A 20,545-nucleotide genomic window follows, 5' to 3' on the forward strand; every position below is an offset into this window, starting at 1 on the left:
AACCATTTACCCACTTTAAGAGAACCCATTACATTATGAACGCCGCACAACTCGACCATACCGCCAAAGTTTTGGCTGAAATGCTGACTTTCAAACAGCCTGCCGATGCCGTCCTCTCCGCCTACTTCCGCGAACACAAAAAGCTCGGCCGCCAAGACCGCCACGAAATCGCCGAAACCGCCTTTGCCGCACTGCGCCACTATCAAAAAATCAGTACCGCCCTGCGCCGTCCGCACGCGCAGCCGCGCAAAGCCGCACTCGCCGCGCTGGTTCTCGGCAGAAGTACCAACATCAGCCAAATCAAAGACCTGCTTGATGAAGAAGAAACAGAGTTCCTCGGCAATTTGAAAGCCCGCAAAACCGAGTTCTCAGACGGCCTGAATACCGCCGCAGAATTGCCGCAATGGCTGGTGGAACAGCTGCAACAGCATTGGAGCGAAGAAGAAATTCTCGCCTTCGGCCGCAGCATCAACCAACCTGCCCCGCTCGACATCCGCGTCAATACCTTGAAAGGCAAACGCGATAAAGTGCTGCCATTGTTGCAAGCCGAAAGTGCCGATGCAGAAGCCACGCCTTATTCGCCTTGGGGCATCCGCCTGAAAAACAAAATCGCGCTTAACAAACACGAGCTATTTTTAGACGGTACACTGGAAGTCCAAGACGAAGGCAGCCAGCTGCTTGCCTTATTGGTGGGCGCAAAACGCGGCGAAATCATTGTCGATTTCTGTGCCGGTGCCGGCGGTAAAACTTTGGCTGTCGGCGCGCAAATGGCCAACAAAGGCAGAATCTACGCATTCGACATCGCCGAAAAACGCCTTGCCAACCTCAAACCGCGCATGACCCGTGCCGGACTGACCAATATCCACCCCGAACGCATCAGCAGCGAACACGATACCCGTATCGCCCGACTGGCAGGCAAAGCCGACCGTGTGTTGGTGGACGCGCCCTGCTCCGGCTTGGGTACTTTACGCCGTAATCCCGACCTCAAATACCGCCAATCCGCCGAGACCGTGGCCAACCTTTTGGAACAGCAACACAGCATCCTCGATGCCGCCTCCAAATTGGTCAAACCGCAAGGCCGCTTGGTGTACGCCACCTGCAGCGTGTTGCCGGAAGAAAACGAGCTGCAAGTCGAACGTTTCCTGTCCGAACATCCCGAATTTGAACTCGTCAACTGCGCCGAACTGCTGCAAAGCCTGAAGGTCGATTTGGATACCGGAAAATACCTGCGCCTCAACTCCGGAGAACACCAAACCGACGGCTTCTTTGCCGCTGTATTGCAACGTAAGGATTAAGGTTGAAAAAGGCCGTCTGAAATCCTTTCAGACGGCCTTTTTGATAGATTTTTTACATTAAAATCATTAGAAACGATAGTCGCGCTCTGCAATAATATACTTTAAGGCATGTATCTCGACCTTTTATCAGAATATTGTGAAAAGCTGGAAAAAATGCTCTATGCTTTGTAAATGTATGTGTTCTCGTTCAAAATTCGCCCGGTCATGCCTCAGGTGATACCCGATACGGACAACGATAATATATAAATTATTTGGTTAAAAATCATGTCGCATATTTATTCTTCCCCCACAAAGCCCCGTTTATTGTCATCGGCTATTGCCGTCGCCTGCTGCCTGCTGCCGTTTCAGACGGCCTCTGCATACAGCCTGCAAGACATCCTCAGGGACGCTTTAATCAGCGACCCGATTGTGCGTGAAGCCAAAGCCACTCAAGAAGCAGCACAAAGCACGACCAAAGCCACGCGTGCACGCCATTATCCTGTCGTTACCCTGACCGGCACGAAAGTGCTGGCGCAACACAATAAATACAACAGCAACGATATGGATGACGGTATCGGCGTGCGCGGCAGCGTGAACATCTACTCATGGGGTGCGATTGAAGCCGCCGTCCGCCGCGACCGCAGCCGCGAAGAATACTATCAACACAAATACACCGAAAGCCAAGAGCAGCTGGGCAGCGATATCGGCCGCCTCTACCTGAGCGCATTACGTGCAAAAGAAACCCTGATCCTCAACGAACAGACTTTGGCGCGCCATAACGCCCTCATAAAAACCTTGACCACAATCGTCAAACAGGATGCCGGCCGCCACTTTGAACTGATTGAAGCGCGCGCACGCCAGCTGCAAGTAGCCAACATTATCGCCCAACAACGCCGCACCATGGATTTGGCTCTGAGCCGTCTGTCCCGCTATACCTCGCGCCAACTGACCGCCAACGATTTGGAAGATCCGTTTAAAAACGACACAGCAAAATCCATCAGCGAACGCTTTAACAACCCCAACCGTAACAACAATCCGTCCTATCAGGCACAATTAGCCGAACGCGACAGCGTCCGTGCCGATTTGGACGCTTCCAAAGCCGAACGCCTGCCTGCCCTCAATTTGGAAGGCAGTGCAACGCGCAACACCAGACAGCTTTATTTAAACGTTGCATGGAATGTGTTGGATATTGCTGCACGCCACAATGTAGAGCGCAATGCCAAATCATTGATTGCTGCAGAAGCCAAGTCCGAACAAATCCTGCGCGACATGAACGAACGCGTTCAAACGTCGGCCATCGATATGCAGGAAAGCGAACAGCGCACCGCATTAACAGCTCAACATATTCTCGCTCAAAAAGATGTTATCAAAGCCTATGAAATGCAATTTAGAGTTGCAAGACGTACGCTGACCGACGTTTTGAGCGCATACAGCGAGTTATCCTCCATCGAGCAGGATTACGTTGCCGCCCGCAACGATTTCCGCGATGCGGCACTCGACTATTTAAATACTCAGGCCAAAATCTCCGCTTGGGTCGGTTTGGCAAAAAAATAAAGCCATATCCACCGGTTAAATCAAAAACATTACGCGAAAAATATGAAAGCCATCATTGAACACATCGTTTTAGTGACCCGCCTTTTGGGTGCGCCCGTATCCGAAGCCGCTTTGTCCGCCGAAGTCGTGCGCGACAAAAAGCTCAAGGTCAACTATCACTCACTGGTCGAAGTCCTGCGCAGCCACGGCTTTGAAAACACCTTATCCAAGCGCAATCTGGAAGACATCCCCTCGCTCGCCGTGCCGGTCATGATTATCCTGCACAACGAAGAGGCAGCGGTCATCACCCAAATCGAAGGCTCCGGCCAAGAGCGCAAATACCATATCCGCCAAGTAGACGGTTTGGAACAGGAACTCAGCCACGAGCAGCTTTCCGGCCTGTATTTGGGCTACTGCTGGTTTATCAAACCCAAAATGGCGACCGATATGCGCTCGGAGCTGCCTGAATACCATCTGCCCAAAGCATGGTTTTGGAAAGTCATTTGGCGTTTCCGCAGCTACTACTACCAAGTCATTTTGGCCACCATCATTATCAACTTCCTTGCGCTCGTCAGCTCCCTGTATGTGATGAACGTGTACGACCGCGTGATTCCCAATCAGGCCTATGAAACCTTGTGGGTATTGAGCATCGGCGTGGTCTTGGCGATTTTGTTTGAATTTGCCGCCAAGATGATTCGTGGTCATTTGACCGATATTGCCGGCAAAAAAGCCGACTTGATCATCAGCTCCGCCCTGTTCCGCCGCGTGATGGCATTACGTCTGGCAGACCGTCCAGCTTCTTCCGGTTCATACGCCAGCAACCTGCGCGAATTTGAAGCCGTGCGAGAGTTCATGACCAGTGCCAGCTTGTTGACTATTGTCGACTTGCCTTTCCTGTTGCTGTTTATCTTCGTAATTTCCATGGTCGGCGGCAAACTGGCACTCGTTCCCCTAACCATCATTCCGATTGTCGTGATTGTCGGTTTTGTCGTACAACGCCCGCTCTCTCGCCACATCAACGAATCGATGAAAGAAGGTTCGCAACGCTCCGGCCTTGCCGTTGAAGCCATCGAAGGCATCGAAACCCTGAAAACCAACAACGCCACATCTTGGGCGCAACAACGTTGGGACGAATACACCGCCAAAACTTCCGCTTCTTCCATCAAAGTCAAAGACACCAGCAACTTCATGGTCAACTTCGCCGTTGCCATGCAGCAGCTCAATACCGTCTTCTTGGTCGTCGTCGGTACCTATTTGATTCATGCCGACAACCATGCGGAACGTATCACCATGGGTGCATTGATTGCCTCTGTGATTCTGTCCGGCCGCGCCTTGGCGCCGTTGGCACAAATCGCTGGTTTGGCCACCCGCTTCCAACAGGCCAAACTTGCCCTCAAAGGTGTAAACGACATCGTTACCCGCCCTATCGAGCGCAATCCGGAACGCAAATACATTACTTTGGACAACGTACAAGGCAACATTACCTTTGAAAATGTATCGTTCAAATATCAAGCCGACAACAACAGCGCCGTCGAAGATTTGCGCCTGACCATCAAACCGGGTGAAAAAGTCGGTATTTTGGGCCGTATCGGCAGCGGTAAAAGCACCATGCTCAAACTGGCCAGCGGTCTGTACGACACTGAAAAAGGCAACGTTACCCTTGACGGCGTCGATATGCGCCAGCTTGACCCCAACTTCCTGCGCGATCAAGTCCTGCTGTTGAGCCAATCGCCACGCCTGTTCCTCGGCACATTGCGTGAAAATATGGACTTGGCGCGTACCGGCAGCTACTCTACCGACCAAGACTTACTGACTGCGCTCAACCGCTTCGGCCTCGACAAAATCATCCGCAACCATCCACGTGGTTTGGATATGCCTCTGGGTGAAGACGGCTTAGGCTTGTCCGGCGGTCAAAAACAAATCATCGCCCTGGCACGCATGACCTTGCGCAACCCGAAAGTCGTCTTGCTGGACGAGCCGACCACCAGCCTGGACCAGGCTACCGAACGCATGGCGCTCAATGCTATTGCCCAATGGGGTCGCAACCGCACCATGCTTTTGGTGACCCACCGTCCGCAAGTGCTGCAAATCGTCAACCGCATCATTGTGATGGATAATGGTAAAGTCGTGATGGACGGCCCGCGTGACCTCGTATTGCAAAAACTCATGCAAAACGAACAGGCCAAAGCAGCCAACGCCAAACAACAGCAACAAGCTGCTGCTGCCTCTCAATCAGCAGCACGATAAAGCAAAAGGCCGTCTGAAACCTACTTGCCCTTTCAAACAGCCTGCCCTAATGGTTAAAATCCACCAAACACAATAAAGACACACGATTATGAGCCGCGAAAACAACGTCAAATCCAAAGATCTCGACCTTATCAACGACCTCAACGCCGCCCTGCAAAAAGAAAAACACAGTGGCCAGTTTATTGTCATCATCCTGTTTTTTATTCTGATGATTGTCTTCGTTATTTGGGCTTACAACAGCCCTGTCGAAGAAGTTACCCGTGGCAACGGCAATATCATTCCCAGCAGCCGTGAGCAAGTAATCCAAAGCCTGGATCCCGGCATCGTAACCGAAATCATGGTTAAAGAAGGAGATATGGTCGAGAAAGATCAGATTCTGATGAAACTCGACGACACACGCAGCTCCGCCGTTTTGCGCGAAAGCGAAGCCAAAGTCGCAAACCTCGAAGCCACTATTGCCCGCCTTAAAGCTGAAGCCTACGGAACCAAGCTCTCCTTCCCTGACAGCGTGGGTCCCGAGCTTCGCCGTCGCGAAATCGCCGCCTACAAAGCACGCCGCCAAGTCATGGTGGATGCCATCAACGGCCTATCCCAAAGCAAGGCCGCACTTGATCGAGAGATTGCCATTACTGCTCCTCTTGTTTCCGAAGGTTATGTTTCCGAAGTCGAACTTTTAAGAATGCGCCGCGATTCCGCAGACTTGGCCACCCAAATCTCTGAACGCCGCAACCGCTACAAAGCCGATGCCAACAACGAACTCTTGCAAGCCGAATCCGAACTGGCGCAATCCAAAGAAAACGTTGCCATGCGTGCCGACCCGGTTGAACGCTCGCAAATCCGCGCCCCTATGCGCGGCATCGTCAAAGGCATAAAAGTCACCACCATCGGCGGCGTTGTGAACGCAGGCGAAGACATCATGCAAATCGTCCCGGTTGATGACAAACTGCTGGTCGAAGCCTATATCCGTCCGCAAGACATCGCCTTTATCCGCGCAGGCCAACCTGCATTGGTTAAAGTCAGCGCATACGACTACTCCATCTACGGCGGTTTAGAAGGCAAAGTTACCCTCGTCGGCGCCGATACCGTCAGCAACTCTATGCAAAACCGTGCCAACGACTTAAAACTTGACCCGAACCAAGTTTATTACCGCGTTCTCGTCCAAACCGAAAACAACTCCCTGAAAGACAAAAACGGCAAACCGATGCCGATTATTCCGGGTATGGTTGCAACGGTAGACATCAAAACCGGTGAAAAAACCATCTTCCAATACCTGATCAAACCGATTACGCGTATGAAACAAGCGTTGAGCGAACGCTAATCGATAAACTGATAAAAGGCCGTCTGAAAGTTTTCAGACGGCCTTTGGTTTATGTTTTCACTATGCCTGTTTATCCGACAGGCAAATTACTTCTCCTTAAACGTCGCTCCGACAAACGTCCTTTTCGGATTGCCGCGCTCAACTTGATAGAGTTGCGTGTGCTGCTCCTGCGCAAAATTTCCTGCCTGTCCGGCATGATGCTCTGCCAGCTTTTGCGCCAATAACATTACCGCCAATTTTTTATTGGCATGCTGGCTGCGTTCGCTCTCGACCCACACGGAAATGCCGCTTTCTTTATGGGTAGCGCGGACGGCGCTTTCGATTTTATTGACGTGTTGCCCGCCTTTACCGCCCGAACGGCAGGTTTGAAACTCGATTCCGTTTTCAGACGGCATTTCATACGTCTGCGGCATATCGGGCAAACGAAAAACGCCTATATACCAATTTTTGCGCGGATGTTTCGGGCGGACGGGGCTGGGGCATATCCATTGGAGCGTCCCCTGCCAAGTTTGCGCCAAACTTTCGGCTTTTTGCCCTGCCAATTTGAGCGTCGCCGACAAAATGCCGTACTTATCGGCGGTTTCGTTAACGAGTTCGGCATCAATGCCTTTTGATTGGGCTTCGGCAAGCAGCTTGCCCAAGACGAAACGGGCAAATATTCGGCACTCTGCCGGCCCTTGCGCGGTGGAAATTTGCAGATGAACCGCTGGTGTATTCTGTTTCATCTTTACGCTCCACACTCGCCGCCGGTTTTATAAGTCAAAACAGGTTTAAACCGCGCGACCAATTCAATCAAACCTGCGTTTTTCATGGCGGCAATAACGCTGTCGATGCTTTTATAAGCCTGCGGCGCTTCTTCAAAAATCAAGGCCTTATCCTGACAAACGACTACGCTGCCGAATTCGGTCTGGCGCAGGCTGTCGGCAGTGTATTTGTGCGACAACCTGCCTTTGCATTCGCCGCGCTGCCATTTCCGACCTGCGCCGTGAGCCAAGGTATTCAACGAAATTTGACAATATTCGGCAGGTTGGACCAGATAGCTGTAATCGCCGCGCGAGCCGGGTATCATGACCAAGCCTTTATCGGTGGGCGTTGCGCCTTTTCGGTGCAGCCAACCGATTGTGCCGTCAATCTCGGTTTGTTCCAAAAAATTATGGTGGACATCGAGCAGGCATGTTCCTTCTGCGCGCCAACGGTCAAGCATTCTGGCCACAATCAAACGGCGGTTAAGGCTGGCAAATTCAAGGGCTGTTTGGTGTTCGGCAAGATAGGCCGCCGCCGCTTCGCCCTCTTCCGCCAAACCTTGATGCCCGAAGGCGGCAATATGGTATTGCAAAATCTGCTGGCCCAATCCGCGCGAACCGCTATGCACCAACAGTTGCAGATGGTTTTCATCAAAATCGGGCGGAAGCAAATCGGTGCGATAAACGGTGTCAACGGTTTGCAACTCGGCAAAATGGTTGCCGCCGCCAATCGTACCTACAGCAAGGCCGTCTGAAAATTGGTGCATATCGACAGCGTCACCTAATAAATCGACCTGTTCGTCTTTATCTAGCGGCGTATCGATATTGCCAAGCTGTTTGGCGAGTTTGGCAGGTTTGAGTTTGGCCGCGCGTAAATCGGTCTGCCAAAACGCCATGCCGCAACCGATGTCGTTTCCAATCAGGGCAGGATAAAAATGACGGTCGCTGAAAAATGCCGCGCCAACCGGATAACCGCGCCCAGCGTGTAAATCCGGCATTCCGGCAACGCGCAACATATGCGGTAATCGGGCGGTGGTTTCGAGCTGTGCGACAGCGTTGCCTTCAATCCATGTATTTGAATCGGCAATAATTTGAATATGATGGGGATAATTGCCCATGTGTTTATGCTTTCTTTAAAACGGATAGAAATCGTCAGCAGATGACAATAAATAGCCACCGTCTGAGAAATGTTCAGACGGCCTGGTTTCTAGCCGATAATCGTAAGGAAAGCAGCCCGAAACGGGCGACATGGAATGCGAAAAGCGTTATCCGAAAGTCAGACCGACGCTTGAGCTGCAAAGAATGTGATTGAGCGGATTGAAATATTGCGTGTCATGGCTTGCTCCTTTCTTTGCATGAAAATATTAAAAACGTTCGGATTATAGAGGGTTTATTTCCAATTATGCAAACTTACTGACATCAATCTGCCAATAATGTTGCATAAATAGCAAATATTGAGAACATAATTTAGGCCGTCTGAAAACTTTTCAGACGGCCTTTGATACCCAATAATCCTTACAAAACAACGGTCGGATAAGAGCCGACAACTTTCACGAAGGAAGCGCGTTCGCCCAAAAGCTGCAAGGCTTTTTGGACATTTTCATCGCTTTGATGGCCTTCGATGTCGATGAAGAACAGGTATTCCCACAAAACCGATTTGCTTGGGCGGCTTTCAAATTTGGTCATGGAAATGCCTAACTCGGTGAAAGGTTGCAGCAAAGCAGTAACGGCACCGGCACGATTGGGCGCGGAGACGACCAAAGAAGTTTTGTCGTTGCCGCTGCGGCCTGTGTCTTGATGGCCCATCACCAAGAAGCGCGTGGTGTTGTTCGGCTCGTCTTCGATACACTCAGCGGCAAAGCTCAACTGATAAATTTCCGCCGCGATACGTCCGGCAATGGCGGCCACATTCGGGCTGTCAGATTCGGTAACCAAACGCGCCGCTTCGGCATTGCTGGCTACGGCGATACGCTCGGCATTGGGCAGGTTGCGGCCGAGCCAGTCGTTGCATTGCGCCAAGGCTTGGGCATGGGCAAAAACTTTGGTAATGCCGCCGATTTCGTGGTTGTCTTTACGCAGCAGGTTGTGATGAATGCGGACAACCACTTCGCCGCAGGCTTTCAACGCGGTTACAGCCAGCAAGTCCAAAGTACGGCCCACCGAGCCTTCGGTCGAGTTTTCCACCGGCGCCACCAAATAATCGGCTTGGCGCGTTTCGACTTGTTTGAAGCAGTTGTCGATGGTGGTACACGCCATGGTGTGTGCGGCGTGGCCGAAATGTTTGATGGCGGCTTGCTGGGTAAATGTCCCCTTCGGGCCCAAATAGGCAATCGTCAGCGGACGCTCTACCGCCAAACATTCGCTCATAATCTCGCGAAACAGCCGGGTAACCGATTCATCCGGCAAGGGGCCGCGGTTCAAATCCTGAATCCGGCGTAAAACGGCCACTTCCCGTTCAGGACGGTACACCGCGCCTGTCCCTTTCAATTCGCCGATAGCATGCGCATGACCGGCGCGCTCGTTGAGCAAACGGAGGATTTCCGCATCAATGCTGTCGATGGCATTGCGGTGCGGCAATAATTGTTCGTCTATGGATAAAGGCATAAGCTGTCTCGCAATTTTGTGAGGGATATTTTCATTTTAACATTAAAGGCCGTCTGAATTCCGTTTTCAGACGGCCTCAACACTATCTTTATCTAACTTTATCGTCTATCAGGTTTGCAAACGCCGCCAATTCCATCATAATTAAGCCTTTTGAACGACAAGGCCTATTCCATGCACTCAAACGGACTGTACACCCGTTTTCTGCCCGATGAAGAAGCAACCCTGCAACTGGGTGAAGAATGGAGCAAGCAGCTTTCCGCTCCGCTGACCATCTATCTTGAAGGCGGGCTGGGTGCAGGCAAAACCACGCTGACACGCGGGATTTTGCGCGGACTGGGACATACGGGCGCAGTCAAAAGCCCGACTTACACCATTGTCGAATCTTATCCGCTGGATGCATTCACCCTCCACCATTTCGACCTCTACCGCTTTACCATGCCCGAGGAATGGGAAGATGCCGGTTTGGACGAATTGTTTGCGCCCGACAGCATCTGCCTCATCGAATGGCCGCAGCAAGGTGGGGAATTCACGCCTCCGGCAGACATTACCATTACATTGACGTACACCGATAAGGGCAGAACCTGCACCTTTTCCGCCCACACAAACCAAGGCCGAAAAAGTTTAGAATCATGGTCAAATTAACTAGAAGACACATTCTCCGTCAAGGCACAGGACTATTTCTCACCCTCACGCCCGTTGGTGCCGCATTGGCCAAACCGGCCTCTCCTGCGCAATTCCTTGCCGTCCGCATTTGGCCGGCGAACGCCTACACACGCGTTACCCTTGAGAGCAACCATTCGATGAAATACCAACATTTTATGTTGGACAACCCCAGCCGGTTGGTTGTAGATATTCAAGGAGCGGAAATCAACAGCGTCCTGCAAGGCATTTCCAGCAAAGTGCTGTCTAACGACCCTTTTATCCGCAGCATTCGTGCTGGTCAAAATACGCCCAATACCGTGCGTATCGTCATCGACCTCAAACAAAGCTCCCATCCGCAAGTCTTTGCGCTCGCCCCCGTCGGCAACTTCAGAAACCGCTTGGTTATCGACCTCTATCCGCACGGCGCAGATGCCAACGACCCGATGATGGCCTTGCTCAACGGCAATGTCCCCAAACAACGTCCGAATACCAATATCGCATACGACACCCCTGCCCCTAAAAACAATCGCGGCAGCGGCGGCAACCGCCGTCCCGTGATTATGATTGACCCCGGTCACGGTGGCGAAGACCCCGGCGCAATCGGCCCGAGCGGCCTCAAAGAAAAAAACGTTGTACTCTCCATTGCACGCGAAACCAAAAAACGCCTCGAAGCCTTGGGTTACAACGTATTCATGACGCGCAACGAAGACATCTTTATCCCATTGGGCGTACGCGTTGCCAAAGGCCGTGCACGCAATGCCGACGTATTCGTGTCCATCCACGCCGATGCCTTTACCAGCCCGTCCGCTCGCGGTACCGGCGTATATATGCTCAATACCAAAGGAGCGACCAGCTCGGCGGCAAAATTCCTTGCCCAAACCCAAAACAACGCCGACGCCATCGGCGGCGTACAAACCAGCGGCAACCCCAATGTCGACAACACGATTTTGGACATGACCCAAACCGCGACCCTGCGTGACAGCCGCAAACTCGGCCATTCCGTCTTGACCGAATTGGGCAAACTCAACCAATTACACAAAGGCCGCGTTGACGAAGCCAACTTCGCTGTCCTCCGCGCGCCGGATGTTCCGTCCATTTTGGTGGAAACCGCCTTCCTCTCCAACCCTACCGAAGAGCGGCTACTCGGCAGCGAATCCTTCCGCCAACAATGCGCCCAAGCCATTGCCACCGGTATTCAAAAATACATCAATACCGCCGTTTTACGACGCGGATAATGGCTTGATGAAACAAAGGCCGTCTGAAAATTTTTCAGACGGCCTTATCTTTTCAAGCAATCTATTTAACCGCACTTCCCTACCGCAGCCGGATAGACGGACACCTTCGTCTGCGTCAATGCAAATAAGTTTTCCAACTGGATTTGCGCCTGACGGTTGGCATGCTCCAAAATCTCAGCCTTACACGCGCTTTGCAATACCTGCCTTTTCGCTTCTTCCTGCACCGTCTTAAATACCGACTTATCCATAGGCAGCAAATTAAACGAGCCGGTCTGAATATCGTACACTTCGATATTTTCCAAATCCACGCTCAAAATTTCCACCGCCGGCAGGCTGATTAAGACCTTGTCGTCCACAATATTGACATTGTCCGCGCCTAACTTGTCCAAATCCAAACCGGCCAACACCTTACCGCGCACAATAAAAATACCGCTTTGAGAATCCTGCCAAAGCCTGCGCCAATCCCCTTTTTTCTCCGTACGGATAATCGTATCGATATAAAATGCCGTACTTTCCAAGCGGTTCATCTGCTTAATCTGCATCAAAACCCCCTCACGGGACAAAACCTGATGTTCTTCGTTCTGACCATGCAGGGCATAAAACCAGCCGCCTGCAGCCGTCAGCGCACACAACACCAGCACGACCAATCCGCGCCCAAGCATTTTCATTTCAAACATCCCCCGTTAAAATAATCATCAAAACATTCCCCATATTCTCCCAAAACCGTCAATTTCAAGCCATACCCAGGCCGTCTGAAATATTAAAACTTATTACTAAAAAGTAATAAAAAAACTCAATAAACAAAGTTTGCCTTTTGGTAAAGACAAGACTACAATCCATTACACACAATTCAATTCCATCTCATCATGAACACCACCGACCTGCGCCGCCACAACCTGCGGCAATGGATAACACAACACCACAACGGCCAGCAGACCAAGTTTGCACAAGCCATCGCCATCAACCAAGGCGAGCTGTCCGCCCTGTTGAAAAACAAATCTTTCGGCGAGAAAAAAGCCCGAAAAATCGAGCAGGCAGCCAATATGCCTGACATGTGGCTGGATCAAGACCACCAAGACCGCCACGCCCCCACCATCAGCCAAGAAAGAAATACCATGTCCCACATCTCCACCATCCCAGAAATCCTAGCAGACATCAAAGCCGGCAAAATGGTCATCATCACCGATGCCGAAGACCGCGAAAACGAAGGCGACTTGCTGATGGCCGCCCAATTCGTTACCCCCGAAGCCATCAACTTCATGATTAAACACGCACGCGGCCTGGTCTGCCTGCCGATGGACGGCGAAATGGTCGAAAAACTCGGCCTGCCCATGATGACCCAGAAAAACGGCGCGCAATACGGTACCAACTTTACCGTCTCCATCGAAGCCGCCCACGGCATTACCACCGGCATCTCCGCCGCCGATCGCGCCCTGACCATTCAAACCGCCGTTTCCCCATCCGCCAAACCAGAAGACATCGTCCAACCCGGCCACATCTTCCCATTGCGTGCCCAAAAAGGCGGCGTACTCGTCCGCGCAGGACACACAGAAGCCGGCGTTGATCTGGCACAAATGAACGGCCTGATTCCCGCCGCCGTCATCTGCGAAATCATCAACGACGACGGCACCATGGCGCGCATGCCCGAACTGATGAAATTCGCCGAAGAACACAACCTCAAAATCGGCACCATTACCGACCTCATCGAATACCGCAGCCGCACCGAAAGCCTGCTCGAAGACATGGGCAACGCACCCGTACAAACCCCGTGGGGCGAGTTCCAACAACACGTTTACGTCGACAAACTCTCAGGCGAAACCCACCTCGCCCTCGTCAAAGGTACACCAACCGCCGACGAAGAAACCCTCGTCCGCGTCCACGAACCCTTCAGCGTCATGGACTTCATCCAAGCCAACCCGCGCCATTCCTGGTCATTGCCCAAAGCCCTTGAGCGCATCCAACAAGCCGAAAGCGGCGTAGTCATCCTCCTGCACCGTACCGAAGACGGCGCCACCCTGCTCGACCGCACCCTGCCCAAAGGCGCAAACCAAGCCTACAAATGGGACAGCAAAAGCTACGGCATAGGCGCACAAATTCTCGCTGGCCTCAACGTCAAAAAACTGCGCGTCCTCGGCCAGCCTTCATCCTTCACCGGCCTCACCGGCTTCGGCCTCGAAGTCGTCGGTTTTGAAGAAGCTGAGAAATAATCTTGCTTGATTGATTCTCAAAGCAAATGAAATAAAAGGCCGTCTGAAAATTTTCAGACGGCCTTTTCATCTCTCTATTTATCTGAATATTATCCAAATAAAATTATGATAAAAACGACTATTTATTAAATTATTTCAATAATGATAAGAATAATCAATTATGATATAAATATTAATAATATTTAAAAATTTTATATTTTTTATATAAAAGAGTATTTTAACCTATTATATTAAGTTCTTAACAAAGAGAAACTATGTCTGCTTTTACTCCCAAACCCAAAATAATCATTCTCAGCCTTGCCAGCGCGTTCAGTACATTAACCGTTGCCAATACCATCGAAACCTCAGCTCGACCAGAACAATACCAGGAATTGGATACCGTTGTTGTCAGTGGCAAACGTACCAACGACCAAAAAGGCGCGGACGACGTGTATTACAAAAACGTCTCCAACGCCTATGTCGGCAAAGAATACCTCGAACGCTACCGCGTCCAATCCGCCGGCGACGTGCTCAAAGGCCTAAACGGCGTGTACAACATGAACACCCGCACCGCCGGCGGCGCGATTACGCCCAACATACGCGGCATCACCGGCAAAGGCCGTATCCCCGTAACGCTGGACGGTACGGAGCAGACGGTCGATGTCTGGCTCAACAACTACGGCGTGGGCGACCGCAACTACCTCGACCCCGCCCTGTTCCGCAGCATCGCGGTGGAAAAAAGCCCGGCCCTCACGCGCGGCGTGAAATCGGGCGTCGGCGGCGCGATGTCTATCCGCACCATCGAACCTTCCGACATCATCCCCGAAGGGAGAAACTGGGGAATCGAAGTCAAAACCGAGTTTTCCGGCAACACCGTGGCGCAGAAAAACGACCTGCGCCAATTCTTAGGCCGCGACTACCGCACTCTCTCGCCCATAGGCGCGACGGCGGACGGGGTATCGGGTATGCCCGATGTATTGACCGGCTATACCGGCAAACCTTCCCCCACCGCCCTGTTGTTGGACGAAGGCATCGCGGGTACCAAGTATGCGGGCGGCAAAAGCCACACCAACTTCAAAGACGACAGGCAGCTGATGTTGTCCGCCGCCTTCAAAACCGACATTACAGACGGCCTTGCCGCATACAGCCACCGCCAAAAAGGCAACTACTACGCGGGCAAACGCGGTTATCAGAGCTACCTCAACAACCCCATTTACGGTGCAGATGCCTGTTACGACCAGTATCCCGACAAATCGCCACGGGAAAAAGACATACTCTGCAAATCTTCCGCCAGCCTGGTGCCGAATATGGCCGTCCTGTTCAGGCCGGGCGAAGAAATCATGAACAGCCACACCGACACCAAAACCCTGCTGCTGAAAAACAACTGGTATCTGCCGGGCAACCAAAAAATCAGCCTGCAATATATGGACAACAAAATCGGCTTCGGCGAAATCAACCCCCTGATAACGGCATGGATACTCGGTTTCGCCGAACAATCCCTAGACGAACCTGCGCAGCAGGCACCGGGCATAGGGACGAAAATCGACAGCAAAACCTACAAAATCGGCTACGAATGGAAGCCGCAAAACAACAAATGGATAGATTTTCAGGCCGATATGTGGCGGGTGAAGACCGACAGCAACCGCCATCAGAGCGGCGGCCCCGTCGTCGGCGTCATTACGCCCGACTATGAGTACGACCTTTGGTATTGGTGCAACATACGCAAACAGCCCTCACCTAACCTGCGGGGGGAAAGCTGCGAAAGCGCGATGACGTCGAACACCTACGGTTCGGCGCGAACCCATGAAGAAGTGCTGCGCATGATAGAAGACACGCCCGACAAAATCGCCCGCAAGCTGGCAGAATACGATGAAAACAACCGTGCGATTACTGACCGCTGGATGGGGCATACGGGCGGCTACTACGCCATCACGCCCGCCGATAAAAATGTGATGACCGACCAGACCAACCATCTGGGCAGGCTGATGAACCTGGCCGAACTGAAGCAAAAGCTGAATCAGGAACGCTACTACATCGAACATCCCGACCGTATCATCGTTCCCGGTGCGCGGCAGCGTACCGACGTCGTCCGCAACGGCTTCAACCTCAGCAACCGCTTCCGCCTTTCCGACAAACTCAGCCTCACCCTCGCCGCCGACTACCAGCGCGAAACACTGGAAGAACGCACCGATACCGCCGACAGCAATGATTTGATGAATACTTTCGGCGTACTGACTCGCATGGCGGCCTTGGGCGGCCCGCAGTCGGCGAAAAAGCGCGAATGGGGCGCGAACCTGGTCTTCGACTGGAAACCGACTTCCCGCCTGAACATACAGGCGGGCGTGCGCTATCAGAACTTTAAAGGACGCAATATCGAACTGGCGCGGCAGCGTGCCGCACGCAACCCCTGGTATCAGTATGGCCTGGGTTCGGACAGCTATGTTACCGGCCTGATGATGCCGTATTTTGAATTGGCGGATGAAGAAGATATTGCCAACCAAAAGCGAATGTTGCAGCTTTATAACCCTGATAGAATCGGAGGACAGGTTGCAGAATATCAAGACCTTAACCGCCGTTTTAAGGAAAAAAACGGTTACGATTTTGATCCGCATGATACTCTCGTTGATCAGGAAACACGCTTGTATGCCAAACCAAATGGACAGCTTGTTGAATATACACATGGCGATAAAAATACCGATGTGCTATATGTCCTACGCCGCAAACAGATTATCCCAATTGTTTCGGGAAAATTCGACAACAGCAAAGTACAGCTTGCTCCCGAGAAATACCGCGAAATGGTAAATAATCCGCAAGGCAAGGGCGGCAGCCACCGCCGCTATATTCCGGGGGCGAATTTACATATTGCTCCCGGACAGATTACCGAATCGCAAGCACTGGCCAATACAAATCAGACACCACCGGAAGACGATAATGATTTTGCTAGAGACCGGTTAGCTCATCCACACAACCTTGCTTGGGTCAGGCATCAATTCGGCGAAGCCGACCGCTGGCGCATACCGCAGGAGCAACGCGCGCATTCCTGGTCGCCCATGCTGGCGGTCAGCTACGATCTTGCCGACAACCACCGCCTCTTTGCCCGTTATGCCCGCATGAGCCGCTTCCCCAGCCTGTATGAATTGACCGGAGTCAGCAGCAACGCCCTACTCCGCAGGGAAGTTGTTGCCGAATACGACCTAAAACCCGAAAAAAGCACCAACTGGGAAGTCGGCTACAATTTCAATTTCGCCCCGCATTTCACCAAGCTGCGCCAAGGCGACCTCCGCCTCACCTACTACAGCAATAAAATCAAAAACCAAATCGACACATCCAATATGGACGGCGGCATGATCCAATACGACAGGGCAGTCAGCAAGGGGGTGGAGCTGCAAAGCCGCCTCGACAGCGGCCGCTTCTTCGCCTCCTTCGGCGGTACTTACCGCTTGAAACACGCGGTTTGCGACAAACAAATCGCCTTCAAATTCGACTATTACCTGCAACGCGTACCCGAATGCCTGGAAGGCGGCTTCGGCCTCAGCCGCTTCTTCCAGTCCCTGCAGCCGAAATATTCGCTTTCCCTTGATGTCGGCACGCGCTTCTTCAACAAAAAACTGGAATTGGGCATGCGCGCCATCCATCACAGCAAGGCGGAGCGGAAAAACTACGACAAGCTGATTGCCGACGGCGCGGGGCAGGTGTATGAGCGCAACGGCAAACCCTACGGCTGGCATGCCGCCACCCTTTTAGATGCCTATGCCCGCTACCGCATAGGGAAACATATAGACTTGAATTTCGGCGTTACTAACCTCGCCAACCGCTATTATCTAGACCCGATGTCCAGCACCCCCGTTCCCGGCCCAGGTAGGACGGTTACCTTCGGCCTAAAAGCGAAATTCTAAAATTTTCAATCAGACCTATTGTCAAAAACAAATTAGTATATATAATATTGATTATCAATATTATTTTTATATGACGGTCTTTTTTCTGCTTTCTGCCGCCATCTATATTTCAAAGATAAGCAGGCTTTTTTCAATTTCTTAGGAGTCTCAACATGAATGTGCGTCAAACCGTCTTAGCCGCCCTTTTGATGGGTGCTTTTGGTTCTGCCTTGGCTGTAGAGAATATATATGGAGAATCAAGTACAAACCGTGTGAAAACTCAAAAATCGGATGCGCTGCCGTTTGGTGCAAACCGTGCCGGTATCAGTATAGACAGCGATGGAAACAACCGTTATTCGAATTCCATCAACCTCGAAGCCGGACCCGCGCAGCGCATCCGCAACAAATACGGCAATACGCCCATCAACGGCGGCAATCAGAACGCCAATGCAAATGGCACGGCCAATCCGAAATACCTGCAACCCGGCGACATCAACCCGATTGCGGGCTGGTTCTCGAAAACCAAACTCGCCCAAGTGTGGTATGAAAAACGTGCCAACAACACCGAAGTGTTCAGCGTACGCCAAATGGCCGACCCAAAGTTACCGATTGCACCGAAATTCGGCGGCATGACCTTTGCCAAAGTGCCGACTGCGGCAACCAACGTCTTCTTCGGCGAATGGGCACCGCGCAAAGGCAACAGCAATCAGATCGCCAACAGCACGGATTTGAATATGAACGACGGCAACCGTACGGTTTGGTTCGTGGGTGAGAATCCGACCAAAAACACCAGAAACTTGGCTGCGGCTACCTATAACGTTGTCGGTATCAACAAGCACACGCCGGGCAAAAACGATTTCTATACCGGTGAAATCAAAGCCACATTCGGTACGGGCGACAAAGGTTCTATGAGCGGCGCACTGAAACGCGCGGGCGATAGGGATTTGAGCTTTAACGGTGTTGAAATTACCAATTCAAAAGGTACATTCAACAGCATCCCAGGCCGCAATAACGAAGGCATTACCGGACAATTCTACGGCAATGGCGCGGCAGCCATGGCAGGCTATGCCAAACGCGGAACTGACAACAACAAAGGCGACGACGTAGCCTTCGGCGGCGCGAAAAAATAACCTTGTCCGCTTACGCGATTAGGGAATGCCGGTGTTTTCGGCGTTTGGCCGTACGTTCCCGCAATCAGGAAAACCGCCGTTTTTTAACCGCAGCCGCAGTAGGCATAAATATACTGCGGCTGACCTGTTTCCGAAGTGCCGTACAAACCTGTATTGCCTTGCGGAATTTCTGTTTTTTACTTCTTTCAGACGGCCTCCCCGCCCCAAAGGACCCCATCACATGACCCACCGCCTCTGCCTGCTTTTCCTGCCGCTCTGTACGGTCTGCTTTGCCGCCCCGTCCGACGATGCCGCAGACGAACGCCGCCGCCTGCTGGACGAGGGCAGCCGCCAAACGCAGCAATATCGAGAAAGTGACTGGCTGGACACGGAACAGGCCCGCGAGAAAGTGGAAGAAAACGACGGCTATATTTCGATAGATGGTGAAATCTACCAAGTCGGCGATACGGCGGAAGAACTGGAAAGTGCGATTTACCACGCCCTCAACGCGCGGCAGTGGTACAAGGTGCGACAGTTTGCCGCCCGCTACGCCAAACTGCCGCAGCACAAACCTGCGCTGATTTATTTGGCCGATGCACTGCAAAAACGGGCCGAAGGGGATTCTCGCGCGGCGGAGAACAGTTTTCAGACGGCCTTGGAAGCCGAACCCGACAACCCCCGCCTGCTGCTCGAAGCGGGGCGGTTTTATGCCGAAGACAACCAAAACAAAGAGTCCGCCGCCGCATTTGAAAAAGTTCTGAAAACAGATATTCCTGCTGAAACCCGCCCCATCGTGGAAAACTACCTGTCCGAACTGGGCAAACGCCGCCGCTGGCACGGCCAAATCGGTCTAGGCTACGGCTACAACAGCAATGTAAACCAAGGCAACGGCATCAACCAATGCGTGTGGGAAATCGCGGGCATGTGCCTGATGGAGCGCACCCTGCCTGCGCCAACGGATTCGACCTTCTTATCCTATAGCGCGACCGCCGAAAAAACCGTCCCGCTCAAAGGGCATCACGGTGTACAGGTGCGCAGTGTGCTGTACGGCAACCGCTACACGGAAAAAGACAAAGATTCGGCGGCCATGCCGGATTACGGCTATCACAACGGTTCGCTGTACGCGGGATACGCCTATGCCGACGCACGCTCCTCCTTTTCCCTGCTGCCCTATTTCGAATACGACTTCCGCAACCGCCACACCCACTACCGCGCATGGGGCGCGGATGTTGACTGGTCACGCACACTCTCCCCTCGCTGGCGCATTAACTCACATGCCGGAGCAAAAAAGACCGGATACAGTGGGCAAAACAAAGATTATTTTGCCGACTATAAGCAATACGAACTGGGCGTAGGGGCAGAATTTTCTCTCACACCCCAAAGCGGTCTGTTCGCCAATTTTGATGCAACACGCAAAGCCTATCCCGAAAAATCTTCTTCCAGCAAGGAATATGCAACACGGCTGGGCGCATATAGTTTTTTTTCAAGCGGTACTTATCTCAACGCCATTCTGCTCCATCGCCGCAGTCTTTATGACGCTGCAAGTTTTGTCAGCGACAACAGACGGCGGCGCGACAATCAATACATCATGATAGCCGCTGTAGGCTTTCCGCAGTGGAACCTTAAAGGTGTGTATCCTGAATTTCGTTTTAGACGCTCAATCTCCCATAGCAATACAGCACATTACCGCTACCGTCAGAATGAATGGCTACTAAATTTTAAATACCGATTTTAAATTGAGTCATTTAGCAATACCCTAAAACAGCGATACAACCATAC

General features: G+C 52.1%; 14 protein-coding genes. 10 read left to right on the plus strand and 4 right to left on the minus strand.

The window, feature by feature from the left end; all coding sequences use genetic code 11:
* The first annotated feature begins 35 nt into the window (after positions 1-35).
* From ACTHSW_RS02155 to ACTHSW_RS02170, 4 genes are all read left to right on the plus strand, one after another.
* A complete protein-coding gene (locus ACTHSW_RS02155) occupies positions 36-1,295 on the plus strand; it encodes an RsmB/NOP family class I SAM-dependent RNA methyltransferase (RefSeq protein ID WP_070461466.1) in 1,260 nt (419 codons plus the stop codon).
* Between the two features lie 303 nt (positions 1,296-1,598).
* Positions 1,599-2,828, plus strand: a complete 1,230-nt coding sequence (locus tag ACTHSW_RS02160) for a TolC family protein (RefSeq protein WP_070461519.1) — start codon at positions 1,599-1,601, stop codon at positions 2,826-2,828.
* A 42-nt stretch (positions 2,829-2,870) separates the two neighbouring features.
* On the plus strand, positions 2,871-5,054 hold the full coding sequence (locus tag ACTHSW_RS02165) for a type I secretion system permease/ATPase (protein ID WP_070461465.1): 2,184 nt from the start codon (positions 2,871-2,873) through the stop codon (positions 5,052-5,054).
* An 88-nt stretch (positions 5,055-5,142) separates the two neighbouring features.
* Positions 5,143-6,372 carry an HlyD family type I secretion periplasmic adaptor subunit gene (locus ACTHSW_RS02170; protein WP_070461464.1) on the plus strand — a complete coding sequence of 410 codons (1,230 nt, stop codon included), beginning with the start codon at positions 5,143-5,145 and terminating at the stop codon, positions 6,370-6,372.
* 86 nt (positions 6,373-6,458) lie between these two features.
* Here the strand turns inward: ACTHSW_RS02170 and prfH are convergent, their stop codons facing one another.
* The 3 genes from prfH to pheA form a co-directional block, all read right to left on the minus strand.
* On the minus strand, positions 6,459-7,097 hold the full coding sequence (gene prfH / locus ACTHSW_RS02175; protein WP_070461463.1) for a peptide chain release factor H: 639 nt from the start codon (positions 7,095-7,097) through the stop codon (positions 6,459-6,461).
* Between the two features lie 2 nt (positions 7,098-7,099).
* Complete coding sequence (locus ACTHSW_RS02180; RefSeq protein ID WP_070461462.1) at positions 7,100-8,233, minus strand: RNA ligase RtcB family protein; 1,134 nt, start codon at positions 8,231-8,233, stop codon at positions 7,100-7,102.
* A gap of 397 nt (positions 8,234-8,630) precedes the next feature.
* Complete coding sequence (pheA, locus tag ACTHSW_RS02185) at positions 8,631-9,719, minus strand: prephenate dehydratase (protein WP_070461461.1); 1,089 nt, start codon at positions 9,717-9,719, stop codon at positions 8,631-8,633.
* A gap of 171 nt (positions 9,720-9,890) precedes the next feature.
* Here pheA and tsaE point away from each other — a divergent pair, with 171 nt between their 5' ends.
* A complete protein-coding gene (gene tsaE, locus ACTHSW_RS02190; protein WP_063068225.1) occupies positions 9,891-10,361 on the plus strand; it encodes a tRNA (adenosine(37)-N6)-threonylcarbamoyltransferase complex ATPase subunit type 1 TsaE in 471 nt (156 codons plus the stop codon).
* On the plus strand, positions 10,349-11,596 hold the full coding sequence (locus tag ACTHSW_RS02195; protein WP_070461460.1) for an N-acetylmuramoyl-L-alanine amidase: 1,248 nt from the start codon (positions 10,349-10,351) through the stop codon (positions 11,594-11,596). Before tsaE ends, ACTHSW_RS02195 begins: the two co-directional genes overlap by 13 nt.
* Positions 11,597-11,661: 65 nt before the next feature.
* Here the strand turns inward: ACTHSW_RS02195 and ACTHSW_RS02200 are convergent, their stop codons facing one another.
* Positions 11,662-12,273 (minus strand): DUF4230 domain-containing protein, encoded by a 612-nt coding sequence (locus ACTHSW_RS02200; protein WP_083290066.1) that lies wholly within the window; start codon positions 12,271-12,273, stop codon positions 11,662-11,664.
* Between the two features lie 189 nt (positions 12,274-12,462).
* Here ACTHSW_RS02200 and ribBA point away from each other — a divergent pair, with 189 nt between their 5' ends.
* The 4 genes from ribBA (at position 12,463) to ACTHSW_RS02220 (ending at position 20,501) form a co-directional block, all read left to right on the plus strand.
* Positions 12,463-13,803 (plus strand): bifunctional 3,4-dihydroxy-2-butanone-4-phosphate synthase/GTP cyclohydrolase II, encoded by a 1,341-nt coding sequence (ribBA, locus tag ACTHSW_RS02205; protein WP_107792507.1) that lies wholly within the window; start codon positions 12,463-12,465, stop codon positions 13,801-13,803.
* 254 nt (positions 13,804-14,057) lie between these two features.
* Positions 14,058-17,678, plus strand: coding sequence for a TonB-dependent receptor TdfG (gene tdfG / locus ACTHSW_RS02210; RefSeq protein WP_070461458.1), 3,621 nt, complete (start codon positions 14,058-14,060; stop codon positions 17,676-17,678).
* Between the two features lie 152 nt (positions 17,679-17,830).
* Positions 17,831-18,787: a Slam-dependent surface lipoprotein gene (locus tag ACTHSW_RS02215; RefSeq protein WP_070461457.1), complete on the plus strand. Its 957-nt coding sequence runs from the start codon at positions 17,831-17,833 to the stop codon at positions 18,785-18,787.
* Positions 18,788-19,007: 220 nt separating this feature from the next.
* Positions 19,008-20,501, plus strand: coding sequence for a surface lipoprotein assembly modifier (locus ACTHSW_RS02220; protein WP_070461456.1), 1,494 nt, complete (start codon positions 19,008-19,010; stop codon positions 20,499-20,501).
* Positions 20,502-20,545: the final 44 nt, after the last annotated feature.

The sequence above is a fragment of the Neisseria sp. P0008.S004 genome (assembly GCF_051962755.1).
Classification (GTDB): domain Bacteria; phylum Pseudomonadota; class Gammaproteobacteria; order Burkholderiales; family Neisseriaceae; genus Neisseria; species Neisseria subflava_A.